Source organism: Hymenobacter rubidus (assembly GCF_016734815.1).
GTDB lineage: Bacteria > Bacteroidota > Bacteroidia > Cytophagales > Hymenobacteraceae > Hymenobacter > Hymenobacter rubidus.
Genome location: NZ_JAERQF010000032.1, coordinates 26695 through 42622, shown reverse-complemented (window position 1 = coordinate 42622; position 15928 = coordinate 26695). Strand labels below are relative to the sequence as shown.

Here is a 15928-nt window from a genome sequence, read left to right as displayed (position 1 = left end):
TGAGCAAGTGAGTAAATGCGTAAAATGAAAAGCCCGTCTAATGATTCAGACGGGCTTTTCATTTTACGCATTTACTCACTTATCGCTAATACGACGGGCCTTTATCAGCCTGCACCAGATGTTCTTCTTGGTCGGCGAACTCCTCGATGGGGGTGCAGCTGCAAATCAGGTTGCGGTCGCCGTAGGCCGAATCGATGCGGGCCACGCTGGGCCAGAACTTGGCGGCGCGCACGTACTCCATGGGGTACACGGCCTGCTCGCGGGTGTAGGGGCGCGTCCACTCGTGCACCAGCACGGCAGCGGCGGTGTGCGGGGCGTGCTTCAAGACGTTGTCCTTGGCATCGGCCTTGCCCGATTCCACGTCGGCAATTTCCTTGCGGATGGAAATCATGGCGTCGCAGAAGCGGTCAAGTTCGGCTTTGCTTTCGCTTTCGGTGGGCTCAATCATGAGCGTGCCGGCCACGGGGAAGCTCACCGTGGGGGCATGGAAGCCGTAGTCCATCAGGCGTTTGGCAATGTCTTCGACTTCAATGCCGGCCTTTTTGAAGTGGCGGCATTCCAGAATCATCTCGTGGGCGCAGCGGCCGTGGCTGCCGGTGTAGAGCACCGGGTAGTGCGCTTCGAGGCGGGCCTTGATGTAGTTGGCGTTCAGAATGGCCGTCTCCGTAGCGCGCTGCAGGCCGTCGCCGCCCATCATCGAGATGTAGGCGTAGCTGATGGGCAGGATGCTGGCCGAACCCCACGGCGCGGCCGAAACGGAACCCGTTGAGCGACCTTCCACCGGAATAACGGCGTGGCCGGGCAGGTAGGGAACCAGGTCCTCCACCACGCCGATGGGGCCCACGCCGGGGCCGCCGCCGCCGTGCGGGATGCAAAAAGTTTTGTGCAGGTTGAGGTGGCACACGTCGGCCCCGATGTTGGCGGGCGAGGTGAGTCCCACCTGCGCGTTCATGTTGGCACCGTCCATGTACACGCGGCCGCCGTGCTGGTGAATGGTGGCGCAGATGTCGATGATGGTTTCCTCGTACACGCCGTGCGTGCTGGGGTAGGTCACCATCAGGCAGCTCAGGTTGGCAGCGTGCTGCTCGGCTTTGGCTTTGAGGTCGGCCACGTCGATGTTGCCGTCCTCGGTGCTTTTCACTACCACTACCTGCATGCCGGCCATTACGGCCGAGGCGGGGTTGGTGCCGTGGGCCGAAGCCGGAATCAGGGCCACGTTGCGGTGGTGGTCGCCGCGCGCATCGTGGTAGCCCTTGATGGCCAGCAGGCCGGCGTACTCGCCCTGCGCGCCGGAATTCGGCTGCAGGCTGACGGCGGCAAAGCCGGTTACCTCACAGAGCCAGGCTTGCAGGTCGCTGAAAATCTGCTCGTAGCCTTTGGCCTGCTCGATGGGAGCGAAGGGGTGCAGGCCGCCAATTTCGGGCCAGGTCACCGGAATCATTTCGGCGGTAGCGTTCAGCTTCATGGTGCAGGAGCCCAGCGGAATCATGCTGTGCGCGAGGCTGAGGTCCTTGTTTTCGAGCTGCTTCATGTAGCGCAGCATCTCGTGCTCGGCGTGGTGCGTGTTGAACACGGGGTGCGTGAGGTACTCGCTACTGCGCACCAAGCTGGCGGGCACGCGCAACTCGGCGGCTTCCACGGTTTCGGCCAGCTGGTCGGCTTCCTTACCCAGCACTTTGGCGAAGACGTCCAGAATGTCGGCCACGTCGTGCAGCTCGGTGTTCTGGTTTAGCGAAATGCCCACGCGCACGTCCTCAAAGTAGCGGAAGTTGAAGCGGGCGGCTTCGGCCTCTTTCCGGAGGGCTTGCTGCAACTCGGCACTTTCGAGCCGAATACTCAGCGTGTCGAAGTAGTGCTCATTGGTTTGCTCTACGCCCAGCTTTTTGAGGCCAGCTTCGAGGGTTTGGGCCAGCAGATGGGTGTTGGTGGCAAACTGCCGGAGGCGTTGCGGGCCGTGGTACACGGCGTACATGCCGGCCAGCACGCTCAGCAGCACCTGCGCGGTGCAAATGTTGGAGGTGGCTTTTTCGCGGCGGATGTGCTGCTCACGGGTTTGCAGGGCCATGCGGTAGGCCTTGTTGCCGGCCGCGTCCACGCTCTGGCCGATGAGGCGGCCGGGAATCACGCGCTTGAACGCCTCTTTGCAGGAGAAGAACCCGGCGTGTGGGCCGCCGTAGCCCATCGGCACACCGAAGCGCTGGGAGTTGCCCACGCACACATCGGCACCCAGCTCGCCGGGCGAGGTGAGCAGCGTGAGGGCCAGCAGGTCGGCGGCCATCACCACGAATACATTGTTGGTTTTGGCAGCCCCGATGAAGTCGGTGTAGTCAAATACCTCACCGTCGGCGGCGGGGTACTGCACCATGGCGCCGAAGAAGCCTTCGTTGCTGAGGTCCACCTGGCGGTGGTCGCCCACTACCAACTCGATGCCTATCGGGGTGGCGCGGGTGCGCAGCAGGTCGATGGTTTGGGGCAATACCTGCTCCGATACGAAGTACTGGTTGGCGCCTTTTTTCTTGGTCTGGCTGTGCAGCATGTGCATGGCCTCGGCGGCGGCGGTGCCTTCGTCGAGCAGGCTGGCGTTGGCGATTTCGAGGCCGGTGAGGTCAATAACTACCGTTTGGTAGTTGATGAGGGCTTCGAGGCGGCCCTGGGCAATTTCGGCCTGGTAGGGGGTGTAGGCGGTGTACCAGCCGGGGTTTTCCAGGATGTTGCGCTGGATAACCGGGGGCAGGGTGGTGTCGTGGTAGCCGAGGCCGATGTAGGACTTGAAGACCTGGTTCTGGCTGGCAATCTGCTTGAATTTCGCCAAAAAAGCCCGTTCGCTGAGGGCGGCGGGCAGGTCGAGGGGTTTTTTCAGGCGGATGGCGGGCGGTACCGTCTCATCAATGAGCTGCTCGATGCTTTCGACCCCGATGGTGCGGAGCATGGCGGCCTGGGCGTCGGCGCCAGGCGCATTGTGGCGGGCCTCAAAAACGTCGACTGGCGAGAATTTCAACGACATAAACACGAAAAAAAGATGGGGGAGGGAGCTAGGTTCCGGGATAACAAAGGTAACCCTGGAATGACTTCCCGTGGCTTGGCAGAATTTTGAGATTGTCGGGTTTGGGGGTGAAATTATGGTTTGAACCAGACGAAAATAGAACGTCATGCAGAGCGCAGCGAAGCATCTTGCGTGCCGAAGTAAATCAATCGATGGAACGTTGATTACTTCAGCACGCAAGATGCTTCGCTGCGCTCTGCATGACGTTTCTTACTTAGCGCAAGCGCTTCTTGATGCTACTCCTTCCTAACCTTGGCCGTCGTCTGCTGGCCGTCGGCGGTTTGCACGCGCACCAGGTAGAGGCCGGCGCGCAGGTGCTGGCCAGCCTGGAAGTCGTTGTGGCCGCTGCCTTGCTCCACCAGCTTGCCGGCGAAGTCATATACCTGATAGGTGAAGGTGCCGGGCGTACTCAGGTGGATGGTGCTGGTGGTAGGATTGGGGTAGATGGCCGCGGCCAAGCGGCTGTTGGTGGCGCGGGCGGCCGTGGCCACGTTGTTGGCGCTGTCGGCCAGTACAATGTTGGGGCGAGGCGGGGCCGCCATGCCGGTACCGAGGAAAAAGCTGGGATGGGGCGGTTGGTTATAGGCCGAGTTTTCGTGCGCCACGGCCAGCCGGTACTGCGAGTCGTGCATGAGCGTGTAGATGCGCTCGGTGGTGGGCGTCGAAGTCGAATACAGCAGCAGACTCTGGTTGTCACGGGCACGAAGCAGGATTTCCTCGCGCCAGTCGCCCAGGATGTCGGCGGTCAGGCAGGGGTTGGCTTTGGTGGTGTTGTTGGTTTGGGCGTCGCCGGTGGCAACGTCGCTGAAGGTGAGGATGCGGGTGGCGGTGCCGTTGGCGCCAGCGGTGGTGGGAGGCACCCACTTGTCGAGGCGCACGGTGGAAGCGTCGGTGGTGGCGTTGTAGCTGGCGTCGAACAGTTCGCGGCTCAGGTCGCCGTCCCACCACACAGCGAAGTTGACGATGCTGGGCCGGCCGGGGCTAATCTGGGTGCCGGTGCAGGAGTAGAGGCCGCCCACCGAGCCCCACACCTCGTAGCCGGGGTAGTTGGGGTCGATGTCGGCGGCCAGGCAGCGGCCGATGTCGGCGCCACCACCCGGCACGCCCCAAATTACCTGGCCGGTGCGGCCGTCGCGGAATTCGAGGCCGTAGTTGCCGTAGCGGGCCGGCTCTTCATGGCACTGCCACACTTCCTGGCCGGGGCGGCTGGGGTCCAGGTCGCTCATGTGCAGGGCGTCGCCGTGGCCCAGGGTGGTGTTGTAGAGCCCCGCGCCGTTGTCGTCGATGGCGCTGGCGCCGTTGCACACCTCGTCTTTGCCGTCGCCGTCCACGTCGCCCACCGTGAGCTGGTGGTTGCCCTGGTTCATGTAGCCGCTGTAGCCGGTATTGTTGCTGTCGAAAATCCAGCGGTTGGTGAGCTGGCCGTTGCGCCAGTCCCAGGCCACGCGCACGAGGCGGGTGTAGTAGCCACGCCCCATAATCAGGCTGGGCCGCACGCCGTCGAGGTAAGCCACCGTAGAAATGAAGCGGTCGACGCGGTTGCCGTAGCTGTCGCCCCAGCTGCTCACGGTGCCGCGAGCCGGCAGGTAGGCCGTGCTGGCCATGGCCGCGCCGGTGCGTCCGTTGAACATGGTCAGGAATTCGGGCCCGCTCAGCACGTAGCCCAGCGAGGAGCCAGCCGTGGTCACGCGGTAGTCGGCCGTGGCGCTGCCGATGACCGTGCCCCGGCCGTCGATGGTCCCGTCGGCGGTTTTGCAGGCTACTTCGGCCTTGCCGTCGCTGTCGAAATCGTACACCATGAACTGCGTGTAGTGGGCCCCGGCCCGGATGTTGCGGCCTAAATCAATGCGCCAGAGCCGGGTGCCGTTCAGGCGGTAGCAGTCGAGGTACACGTTGCCGGTGTAGCCGGCCTGAGAGTTATCCTTGGAGTTCGACGGGTCCCACTTCAGGATGATTTCGTACTCGCCGTCGCCGTCCACGTCACCCACGCTGGCATCGTTGGCCGAATAGGTGTAGGCCACGCCATCGGGTGTGGTGCCGCCGGCCGGCTGCTGAATCGGAATGCGCAAAAACTTATCGGTCCACACCGTAGCGGCGGCCGAGGCGGGTTGCTCCACGCCGTTCAGCACCGGGCGCACGGTGTAAGCCGCATCGACGGTGGTGTTGTCGGTAAGGTTCGTAGCACCGGTGATGGGCGTGGTATTGACCAGGGTAGGGCCCCGGTAAACGTTGAACGCGATGCCAGCGGGGTCGGTGCCGAACAGCCGCCAGCTCACAAATACCGCGCTGGTGCTGGTGCGAATAGCGACGACACTGCGGTTGAGTTTTTCCAGGCGTCGCTGGGCCTGGGCCAGCGGGGCGAAGAGGAGCAGGGCTGTGCACAAAGCCAGAAACGTGCGCCAGTTCCCGTAGTAGCGGGTGCCGGGGCGGTGAACGGGTTGGGTAATCTGCTTCATAGAGAAGAGAAAGGAAGTGAATGGGTTGAGTGGGATGGTGACGGCGCCAATTACAAGTGCGTTGTGCCGCCACGTGTCCTGTACTCTCATGGGTTTACAGGGTTAGCCCAAGGCCTGTTGAGCCGGGCCGCCCCACCGCCGTTGGCAGTCAGTCGTTGCCAAAAACTATAGCTTTGCTTTCCCATCCCCGCCCCACCCCCGCTCATGTCCTTTACCATCGGCCTCATTCGCGAAGGCAAAACCCCGCCCGACAAGCGCGTGCCCCTCACACCCAAAAAGTGCGTCGAAGCCCAGGCGACTTTTCCCGGCCTGCACATGGTGGTGCAAAGCAGCGCCATCCGCAGCTACAAAGACCAGGAATACCGCGACCTCGGCATGGAGGTGCGCGACGACATTTCGGATTGCGACGTGCTCATGGGCGTGAAGGAGGTCCCCGTCGACCAACTCATTCCAAATAAAACCTACCTCTTCTTCTCGCACACCGTGAAGCAGCAGCCCGCCAACCGCAAGCTGCTGCAAGCTGTGCTCAAGCAACACATCACCCTCATCGACTACGAGCTGCTGACCAACGAGCGCGGCGAGCGCATCGTGGCGTTTGGGCGCTATGCCGGCATTGTGGGGGCCTATAATGGCCTGCTCACCTACGGCCGCAAGTACGGCCTCTACGACCTGAAGCCGGCCTACCAGTGCGTGGACATGGACGACATGCAGGAGGAGTTTTTCAAGGTGAAGAAGTTGCCGCCCATCAAGATGGCCGTGACCGGCTCGGGCCGCGTGGCGCAGGGCGCGCTGGAGGTGCTCACCCGCATGGGCATCCGGCGCGTGAGCGTGTACGACTACCTCTACCTCGATTTCAACGAGCCGGTGTACACGCAATTGCGCAGCTCCGACTACAACCGTCGCCGCGACGGCCGCGTGTGGGATACCCCGGATTTTCATCAGCACCCCGAGGCGTACGAGTCTACGTTCGGCAATTTCCTGCCCGTCACCGACCTGCTCATTGCCTGCGCCTACTGGCACCCGTCCGCCCCGCTGCTCTTCACCGAAGCCGACACGCAACGGCCGGATTTCCGCATCAACACCATTGCCGACGTGACCTGTGATGTGAACGGCTCGGTGCCCGTCACGAAGCGCGCCAGCACCATCGCCGAACCGGCTTTCGACTACAACCCCGCCACCGGCGAACTGGAGCCGCCCTACTCGCGCACCAGCAACATCACGGTGATGGCTGTGGATAACCTGCCCTGCGAGCTGCCCCGCAACGCCAGCCGCGACTTCGGCCGCCAGCTCATCGACAACGTGCTGCCCCACCTGGTAGGGCCCGATGCGGAAGGCGTGATTGCGCGGGCCACTATTGCCAAGAACGGTAAGCTCACGGAGCGCTACCGGTACCTGAGCGACTACGTGGCGGACGTGACGGCGTAGAATATGCTTAAATACAAAGGTCCGCCAGGATTGCTGGCGGGCCTTTTTGTGCTATTGTATAAACTTACTCAATAACTAATCGCCGCGACACTGGGCCGGTGGTATACTGCACGCGCAGCACGTAGGCCCCTGCCGTAAGCGGTGAAGTATTGAGCGTCATTTCGGCTTGCGACACCGCCTGAGTCAGCACCACGCGGCCCAGCGCATCCAGCAACTCCACGCGCTGCGGGCGGTTGGCTGCATCCAAGCGCAGATGGAGCTGGTCGTGGGCGGGGATGGGCCAGGCCTCGGCGCTAGCTGCCACATGCTGGCTCGAAACACGGAGCACGTTGCCATCAAGCAGACGGGTGAGGGCCACGATGGGCAGGCCGTTGACCGTCGTGAAGACGCCGCCCGCCACAATGGCCCCGTTGGGCTGCACCAGCAGCCGGAACACCGACCGGTCGGGGCCGGCCGGTGAGTTGTAGCTGGCGTCGGTGCTGCCATCGGCCAGCAGGCGGGCGCTGCCGTACGATTGGGTAGTAGTAGTGAGCACCGCCCCGCCCACCAGCAGGCGGCCGTTGGGTTGCAGGGCCAGCGCGTACACGTTGCTTTGGCTGCCAAGCGCGGTGATAAAGGACGGGTCGGGGGGGCCGTTGGGCAGCAGGCGCACCACGGTGTGGGTAGGCACGTTGCCGAACTGCGCAAAGTTGCCGGCGGCGTAAATCCGGCCCGCTGCATCCAGTTGCAGGTCGCGCACCGATTCGAGCGCTACCGTGGACAGGGTGGTGGTGAAGGCCGGGTCGGGGGTGCCATCGGGCAAAACGCGTTGCACCAGCGTGAAGGGCTGCGTTCCTACTGAGCCTTGGCCGGCCACTACAATTTTGCCATCGGGCTGCACCAGAAACCGGTTGATGTTGAAATTGGCCAGGTTGGGAAAGGCACTATCGAGTTGGCCGGTGCTGCCCAGCACCCGCGCCGAAGAAGGCATGAGGGGCGTGCCAGACACCGGTTGAAAGAAAAACCGGCCTGATAGCAGCACATTGCCATCGGCTTGCAAGGCCAGCGCCCGCACAATGGGACGAAAGCCCGGTGCCCGGTACGGTTGAATAGTGGGAGAAAACGCCGCATCGGCCTGGCCCGAGGGTAGCAGCCGGCCCAGTGACTGCCGGGCACTGCCTCCTAGTCGTGTGAATTCGCCGCCCACGAGGATTTTGCCATCAGATTGTATGCCTAAATCGTATACAATGCCGTCGGTGACGGCGGCCGTGGTGAAGGCGACGTCTGGCGTGCCATCGGCATTGAGCCGTGCTAGTCCGCCTGCCGCCTGCCCGCTGATTTCGCTAAAATTTCCACCGACCAGTAGCTTCCCATCAGCCTGCCGGAGCAAGGTCGATACATACCCAATATTTCTTAGACGCGGGTCGTAGCTGGAATTTATCGTGCCATCGGAATTAAGAAGCGCGAAACTAGTCAATAGCTGCCCGCTGGTCAGCAGTTGTATAGAGGTTGGGGCATAGGGAAACAAGACGCCGTTCAACCCCATATTTTGAAAGCCGGTATCCAAACTGCCGCTGGGCAGCAGCCGCACCACCCGGCCAACGGCTTGTCCGTTGTAAGCTGTAGCATTTGTGCCCACCAATATATTCCCACCCGGCTCTACTACCACGGGCTGAGTGGCCAGGGTTGGCCCATAAAACCAAGCGTTAAAGTTCGTCCCTGTCTGAAAAGAAGCATCGGCGCTGCCGTTGGGTAGCAGGCGCATCAAAGGTTGGGCACCGGCTCCGGTGCCAGCATCCAAGCCAAAGGCAACCAGGGTTTTAGCATCTGGCTGCACGGCCAGTCCGGCCACATACAGGCCACTTACCAGCGCTGGAGCATTAAAGCTTATATCCGGTGCACCTGTTGAGAGCAGCCGCACTATGGCGCCCGTTGCAGGACCTTGTGAAGCCGGCAAGTTGCCAGCTACTACTATGCTACCATCGGCCTGCAACAGTATTTTACTGATGTAAACATTCTGGCCGGTGATGCTGGACTGAAACGATGTGTCAAGCGAGCCATTCGCATTGAGGCGAATAATGCGGTTGACGGCCTGCCCATTAAATTGCGAAAAAGCACCCGCTAGCAGCATCTTCCCATCGGGCTGTACCGCCACGGCGTTTAAACCTGGACTGGGACCGGTGCCCATATTAAAAGAAGCATCGGGAGTGCCATCGGCATTTAGACGCAATAGGGCACGTTGGTTTACTCCTCCCAGCGTTAGCAAAGCGTTGCTGTTGCGCGAAAACAGGAGCATTTGGTCGTTGGGCAAGCTGAAAATCTGGTCAACCTCGCCAGTGTTCAGAGCGGCTGTGTTGGTTTGAAACACCGCGTCAGGCTGGTTGCTGCCCGCCAGCAGGCGAATCAAACCGTTGGGCGTGCTGATGCCTGCTGCCTGTGTAAAGTCGCCTAGCACCACCCGCTTTCCGCTAGGTAGCTGTACTGCTTGACGGGCGTAACCCGTCGTCGCGACCCCAAAAGCCAGAAAGCTGGGGTCAACAGTGGGCCCTTGGGCTTGTGCAGTCCGGCTCCCTATCGTTAGGGCAAGTAGCAACAACCCACAAAAGTGGTGGAGTAAGGCGTTTGGCTTCATAGAGTAGAGCTAAGGAAGCTGTTTAGGAAGTGGGAGGCGGGGTAATTTTACGCAATAGCAGTACCATAAAGGCCAGCCAGTGCAGGGCGAGCCAGTTTTGCAGGCTGGTTTCGTAGCGCACGAGCAGGGCCTTGAAGCCATCGAGCCAGGCATTCAAGCGCTCAATGGCCAAGCGGTAGCGGTAGAGTTCGGGGTCCAGCGACGTCTCATCGTCGGTCTGCCAGTCGGCCGAGCGCCGGTTTCGCGGGATGTTGGCCTCGATGCCGCGTCGCGCACATGCCTGGCGCAAGCTGTTGACGTCAAAGGCTTTGTCGGCGTTAAGAAATAAGCCTTCCAGGCGCAGGTTGGCGGCTTCGAGCACGTCGCAGAGTTCGGCAAAGACGCGCTCCAACTCGAATGTGTCGTGCTGGTTTCCGGCCTGGGGCGTAGCCACGGCCAGCGGCAGGCCCTGGTTGTCGGCCAGGAACAGGGCGTTGGTGGTGCGGCCCGCTTTGCGGCCCTGGTAGCCGACGGCCGCCCCCCCGTTTTTGGCCAGCGTATGGCTGCCGTCGAGTTGGACGCTGGACAGGTCCAGGGTACGCCGATGCAGGTGCAGGCTGCTGAGCCACCGCTTCTTCCAAGCCCCTTGCTTACCCCACGCGTTGAAATGGTAGTACACGCCCTGCCAACTCAGCGGCTCGCCCGTGAACAAGGCCCGCACGGGCAGCCAGCGCCACTGGCAGCCGGTTTTGAGCTTGTAGCAGATAGCCCCCACCACCTCGGCCGGGTCAACGGCCGAGCGGCGGCCACCAGCACGGGTAGGCAGGTAGGGCAGTATCCAGCGGGTAATCATATCTTTGCTCAGGACTTCCATGAGGGAGGGAAAGGAGATGGGTCGCACCTCAAATTTCCCGCTTTTGTGGGAGTCTTTCGTGTTTTGCGCTCGGCTCGCTACTTCCTAAACAGGCTCAAGTACAAAACTCATCGAGCAATAATGAAGCCGCAATAGCTCCGCAACCACTGATTCTACCAGCCAACCCACCAAAAGAAAAGCCCCTCCTGAAACCAGAAGGGGCTTTTGATGATGAAATAGCCGCGTGTGGATTGGAAGGCGCTGTTACTTCATCGGGAAATGTGGAATTAGAAAGTTCGGTTGAACCAGGCCTTGATGTCGTCGACGGCGTGGCCGGTTTTCTCTTGCAGGCGGCCCAGCCACTCGTCTTGTTTGCCTTCTTCGTAGGTCAGGTCATCGTCGGTGAGGTTGCCCCACTTTTGCTTGGCCTGGCCTTTCACCTGGTCCCAGTTGCCGCGGGCGCGCCACTCGGTGCCGGTAGTCGAGGCCGTGGCATTGTCGGTTTTGTCGTTGAACCAGTTCTTGATGCTGTCAATGGTTTCGCCCGTCTTCTGCTGAAGGTTGCCAAACCACTCGTCCTGCTGGCCTTCGCGGTACGTCAGGTCGTCGTCGGTGAGGTTGGCCCATTTTTGCTTGGCCTGGCCCTTGATGTCGTTCCAGTTGCCGCGAGCACGCAGTTCAGTGCTATCGCCGATGTTATTGTTGTTAACGTCCATGAGTGAAAGGATTGGGAAGTAAGGGTGGGCAGGGAAGAAGTAATTGTGCGGTTTGTACGCGGCTCGGAGCTCAAGCGTTGAGGCCTGGTGGCCGAATGCCAGAATGTTGTACTTCAACCTGCCGGCCTTGCTACGGCCCACTCGACGCCAGGGCTCCCATGAGCACCACCCACGCCAGCGTGCCCACTCCGTAGCCGGCCCAGGCCCGTCCGCGCTTGTGGTGCTGCGCTTCCTTTCGGTAAGCTTGGTTGTAGGCCGGCTCAGCCAATAGCTCGGGGTGGGGCGTGCGCAGGTTGTGCGTTGCTATGGCATGCGGGGCAATCACGGCGGGGGCCACCAAGCCCAGCAGTGGCCCGCCGTAGAGCGTGGCCCCCAACGAACCCCAGAAGGCGCCGTGGTCGGTGTAGTTGCGGCCCGCATCGCGGCGCGCCAGCGCCCGCCATTGGGCATCGCTCAGGCTCGTCTTGGCCGGTGCCGCTGAATGCAGCACTTCGCGGGTGCCGTTGGCGTAGCGAATCAGGAAGACATCGGTGGCTGCCAGGTGCAGGGTATCGGCCCCGGCGGGCGGCAGGTAGCGCACTTGCAGCGGCGTGATGGCGACCACCCGGCCCACCACTTCGTTGCCATCGGTGCGCAGCATCACGTCGGTAGCGGGGGCTTGCGCCCAGCTTTGGCTAGCCCATGCCAGCAGCAAGAGCAGGAGTAAGAATCGGTTCATAGCGAGCGGGAACTAGTGTTTGGCAAAGCCCCGCCGGCTAGCGGTGGCGGGCGTTGAAGCCTATCATCAGGCTCACTCGGGCGCCACCATTGCCGGGCACCACTGCCAGGTTCACCGGAAAATTGATGCCGCCGGAGTGGAACGACGAGCCCACGGCCAGCACCAGGTTGGCGCCCAGTGGCGTCACGTTGGGTCCCATGCCCACCTCAAAGCCCTTGGCCCCGCGAATGCCCAGCAGTCCGCTCAGGCTCGGCAGGAACTTGCCCTGCTCCAGGCCGCCCACCAGCGGCACAAACTCTACCAGGCCACTCAAGCCGTTGGGCAGCCGAAACAGGCGGGTTTCAAACTGCCAGCCAAACTGCGTCAGGAAGGGGTTGAGGTCGGGAATGCTTTCCTGGGCCTTGCTCAGCACGCCGGGCGTGAGGATGGTAAAGCCAACGCGGGGCCCGTCGAGGTGAATGGTTTCTTCCAGAATGGCGTCGTCCGGCGACTGGTTGTTGACTACCGGAACGCCGCCGACGGTGGCTGGGGGCCCAGCCGGGGCAGCTGCCGAGGTGCCCGGGGCTACGGCCGGCGCGGCATTGAGCACTTCTTTGCTGCCGTTGGCGTAGCGAATCATGAACACGTCCGACTTCCACACGCTGATGAGGGGGCCGTCGGGGTTGTCGGCGCGGCGGTACCGCACTTCGGCCGGGGTTATTTCGACCACCTTCACGGCAATCTCTTCGCCGTTGCGCTTCGTGAGCAGGTCCTGGGCGTGGGCGGCGCTGCCCAGCAGCACAAGTAGTAAGAGCAGTAAAAAAGTACGCATAACAAAGTTGAAATGAGGTGAGGCGATGTACAAAGGTGGAAAACCTGTGCACCGTGCACCAGTCAACTTTTGGGTTTTACTGACTTTTGAAATCAAATATTATATTTATAATGTATATGTTATTCACATGATTAGGGCTTTCGTATCTGACTTTGGGACGAATCCCTGATTCGTTCGGCCTATTACAGCAAAACGCCCTGCTACGGAGGTAGCAGGGCGTTTTGCTGTAATAGGAAAAGCAGGTCGCTTATTTCTGGGTAGCGGGCACTTGTTCCACTACTTTGTCGGCGGGCGTGTTGCGCACCACGGCGGTATCGCCGGGTTCGCGGGCCATGTCAGCTTTGGCGCTGTCGATAACGTCGCCGGTTTTGTCAGCTGCTGCATCAACGGCGTTTTCCGTGGTGTTGGCTGCTTCGTCAGCTTTTTTCTCGGAGCAGGAAGTGGCGGTGAAAGCACCGAAGGCTGCAACAGCCAGCAGGGTTTTGAAGGACATTTTCATCAGGATTATGGAAAGGTGAAACGGTTGGTTTTGCTCATTAATAGGGCCGTTCCAAAAAGGTAACCCACTTTTTTGTACGGTTGAGGTTATCGGCACAGCCTTGGTGCACCCGTAAAACAAACCGGCTTCATTGCCTAAAAGCTACGCTGGCGCCTCCTGCGCTGCGGTTGCAGGCCTTGTCTGTATGTAATTTGCCCGCATGGACGACCTGCGTACAACCTTACTCACCCTCAGTCCCGACGAGCGCCGCGACTTTGGCGTGTTCATTCAGCGCCAGCGCCGCAAAGCCGGCGGGCGGCAGGATTCGCGCCTCTACGAGTTGCTGGTGCAGGCAAAAGAGTTGAAATCGGCACAGCTCATTGCCAAGCTCTACCCCGACGAGCCCAATCCGGTGGCGTACTACGCCCTGCGCAAGCGCCTCATGCGCCACCTCACCGACTACCTGCTGCTGCGCCAGCGCCAGCTCGATACCACGGCCGCAGCCACCGTGCGCGGCCAGCTTACCCTGGCCCAATACCTGTTCGAAGCCGGCATTCCGCGCCTGGCCTGGAGCACGCTGCGCAAAGCCGAAAAACTGGCCCATGAAAATGAGCAGTACGAGCCGCTGAATGCCGTGTACAACCTCCAGATTCAGCACGCCGACTCGCCCCACGCCGCGCCGCTGGAGGACATCATTGCCCGCTACCGCCTCAACAAAAAGGCGGCCGGCGAAGAAGAGCGGGCCAACATTGCCGACAGCCTGCTGCGCCAGCGCCTGCGCCAGGCCCGCGTGCGCGGCCGGGCCGCCGTGCCCATCGATGACATTCTGCAGAATATTCTGACCGAGTACGACTTGCAGGAAGCCTTCGCCCGTTCGCCCTCGCTGCTGAGCCGGCTCATGTCCATTGCCCGCAACGCCATGCTGGTGCGGCGCGATTTCGCGTCTTTTGCGCCCTTCATCGAGCGCTGCTACAAGCTCATGGAGCGGCGCCACGGTTTTGCGCCGGCCCAGCGCGGGCACCAGCTCAAGCTGCTTTATATGCTGGCCCACGCGCTCTACCGCTCGCGCCGCTTCGCCGCTTCGGTGCAGTATCTGGAGCAAGGACAGGCCATTATGGCGGCCGGACCGGGCCGGCAGTTCAGCGAGTTTGGGCCGCGCTTCACGTTTTTGCTGGCGGCCAACTATGCCTTTCTGCGTCGCAACGCCGAAAGCATTGCCCTACTGGAAGGCGTGCTACGCAATGCCAAAGCACTGACCCCGGCCGATGACCTCACGGCCCGCTTTCAGCTTACCTTTCACTACTTTGCCGAAGGCAAGGTGGCCAAAGCCAATCAGGCCCTGCTTAGCCTGGCCCGTACCGACCACTGGCTGGAGCAACACCTGGGGCTGGAATGGATGCTGAACCGCAACATCGGCGAAATGATTATTCAGGTAGAGTTGGGCAACCCCGAGCTGGCCCTGAGCCGCCTGCGCATGATGGAGCGCACCCTCCGCGAGCAATTCCCCGCGGTGCCGGCCACCGAAGCCGCCGAAGCCGTGCCAGCCGGCGGCCCCTACCAGCCGGTGCTGGTGTACCTGAACCTGGTGCGTGAGCTGATTGAAGCCCCCGACGCCGCCCACGACCGGGACTTCGGCAACCGGGTAGCGCACGTGCCCGCGTTCATTTCCGAGGAACGCGAAGACATCCAGGTTATTAGCTTCTACTCCTGGCTGCGGGCCCGCACCCTGGGCCGTCCTTACTACGAAGTGCTGCTGGAAATTGCCAACGCCTGATTGGAGACTGGTCAAATGCAAAAAAAAGCCCCATGCATAGCTTGCATGGGGCTTTTTTGCATTTGACATGGTAAGTAACCAAGCAGGCAAGCTTTTTTCAGATAGCCTTGTTGCTACTGCACAAAAAAGCCCGGCTCGATTGTCGAACCAGGCTTTTTTATCGGCCAGTTGAGCGTTATTTACCCCCAAATGCGTAGCCTGCCTGAAACTGGAAGACCGAGTTGTGCACGTTAGGATTTGTAAATTTCGCACCCAGCGCTTGGTAGGGCTTAAAGGCATCGGCCGTACCCGTGCCGTCCTTATACACTTGGGAAATATCACCGGTGTAGCGAATCCCAATGCTCAGGCCGCTGGTGAGCTGGTAGCCGATACCGGCCGCGTAGCCAATCACAACTTTGTTGAAATCGTCGGTGCTATTGCCCACGGCCGTTGCCGGAGACGAGGCACCCGAACTCTTCGAGTTGTTGCGGTCGGGACCCATGAGTATCACAGAGGCTTTGTCGCCGCTATCAATAAACCCGCGTTGGGCAATCAGAAAGCTTCCTTGGGGGCCGAATTCAAAAAACAGGCCCGAGCCGTCGCCGCCGCCCGTGTTTACCCGCAGCAGCACCGGAACATCGATATAGCTCAAGGTTTGGCCAAAAGTGCCGGAAACAGTGCCGCTACTCTTAAAAAGCGAAGCATCGCTGTTATTTGCGCCGCTGTAGTCCAGCTTGATGCCTTTCTGCGAATAGAGCAGTTCTGGCTGGATGGCAATCATGTCCGACAAGGGAAAGTTGAACGTGGCACCGGCGCTGAAGCCGTACTTCGCCTTGGTGTCATTTTTATCGGTGCCGGTATAGCTGGCCAAGTTCGCCCCGCCTTTAAGACCGATTTTAATGCCTGACTGCGCTTGTGCAGTGCTCCCTAGAACCACCAGCAGTCCGAGTGATAAAATTGTTTTTTTCATGATTGATAAAAGTGATAAGCCGAATTCTGAAGACAATCTGTGTTTTGATTTCCAAATTCAGGGCTTATATCGGCTGGGAGGAGGTGCGAGTTGCCGAAATCGCGAAGTATTTTTT

At 60.9% G+C, this 15928-nt stretch carries 11 protein-coding genes; 2 read left to right on the top strand and 9 right to left on the bottom strand.

Annotated features, from left to right (window positions below; all coding sequences use genetic code 11):
* Positions 1 to 85: 85 nt before the first annotated feature.
* Together gcvP and JKL48_RS18315 are read right to left on the bottom strand one after the other, a co-directional pair.
* Positions 86 to 3004 (bottom strand): aminomethyl-transferring glycine dehydrogenase, encoded by a 2919-nt coding sequence (gene gcvP, locus JKL48_RS18320; RefSeq protein ID WP_201985846.1) that lies wholly within the window; start codon positions 3002 to 3004, stop codon positions 86 to 88.
* A 275-nt stretch (positions 3005 to 3279) separates the two neighbouring features.
* The gene (locus JKL48_RS18315; RefSeq protein ID WP_201985843.1) at positions 3280 to 5499 is read right to left on the bottom strand and encodes a rhamnogalacturonan lyase family protein; all 2220 of its coding nucleotides are present in this window, start codon (positions 5497 to 5499) and stop codon (positions 3280 to 3282) included.
* 204 nt (positions 5500 to 5703) lie between these two features.
* Between JKL48_RS18315 and JKL48_RS18310 the strand changes: the two genes are divergently transcribed.
* Complete coding sequence (locus tag JKL48_RS18310) at positions 5704 to 6924, top strand: NAD(P)-dependent oxidoreductase (protein ID WP_201985837.1); 1221 nt, start codon at positions 5704 to 5706, stop codon at positions 6922 to 6924.
* Positions 6925 to 6988: 64 nt separating this feature from the next.
* On the opposite strand, the gene JKL48_RS18305 is transcribed toward JKL48_RS18310, so the two are convergent.
* From JKL48_RS18305 to JKL48_RS18275, 6 genes are all read right to left on the bottom strand, one after another.
* Positions 6989 to 9358, bottom strand: a complete 2370-nt coding sequence (locus tag JKL48_RS18305) for a T9SS type A sorting domain-containing protein (protein ID WP_201985836.1) — start codon at positions 9356 to 9358, stop codon at positions 6989 to 6991.
* A 199-nt stretch (positions 9359 to 9557) separates the two neighbouring features.
* Complete coding sequence (locus JKL48_RS18300; RefSeq protein ID WP_201985831.1) at positions 9558 to 10388, bottom strand: IS5 family transposase; 831 nt, start codon at positions 10386 to 10388, stop codon at positions 9558 to 9560.
* A gap of 266 nt (positions 10389 to 10654) precedes the next feature.
* The gene (locus JKL48_RS23800; RefSeq protein ID WP_394368865.1) at positions 10655 to 11083 is read right to left on the bottom strand and encodes a CsbD family protein; all 429 of its coding nucleotides are present in this window, start codon (positions 11081 to 11083) and stop codon (positions 10655 to 10657) included.
* A 130-nt stretch (positions 11084 to 11213) separates the two neighbouring features.
* Positions 11214 to 11801, bottom strand: coding sequence for a hypothetical protein (locus JKL48_RS18285; RefSeq protein ID WP_201985829.1), 588 nt, complete (start codon positions 11799 to 11801; stop codon positions 11214 to 11216).
* A gap of 37 nt (positions 11802 to 11838) precedes the next feature.
* Positions 11839 to 12612, bottom strand: a complete 774-nt coding sequence (locus JKL48_RS18280; RefSeq protein ID WP_201985827.1) for a hypothetical protein — start codon at positions 12610 to 12612, stop codon at positions 11839 to 11841.
* A gap of 247 nt (positions 12613 to 12859) precedes the next feature.
* Complete coding sequence (locus JKL48_RS18275) at positions 12860 to 13105, bottom strand: hypothetical protein (protein WP_201985826.1); 246 nt, start codon at positions 13103 to 13105, stop codon at positions 12860 to 12862.
* 205 nt (positions 13106 to 13310) lie between these two features.
* Here JKL48_RS18275 and JKL48_RS18270 point away from each other — a divergent pair, with 205 nt between their 5' ends.
* Positions 13311 to 14864 carry a hypothetical protein gene (locus JKL48_RS18270; RefSeq protein WP_201985824.1) on the top strand — a complete coding sequence of 518 codons (1554 nt, stop codon included), beginning with the start codon at positions 13311 to 13313 and terminating at the stop codon, positions 14862 to 14864.
* A 175-nt stretch (positions 14865 to 15039) separates the two neighbouring features.
* Here JKL48_RS18270 and JKL48_RS18265 read toward each other — a convergent pair whose 3' ends face one another.
* Positions 15040 to 15849: a porin family protein gene (locus JKL48_RS18265; protein WP_201985822.1), complete on the bottom strand. Its 810-nt coding sequence runs from the start codon at positions 15847 to 15849 to the stop codon at positions 15040 to 15042.
* Positions 15850 to 15928: the final 79 nt, after the last annotated feature.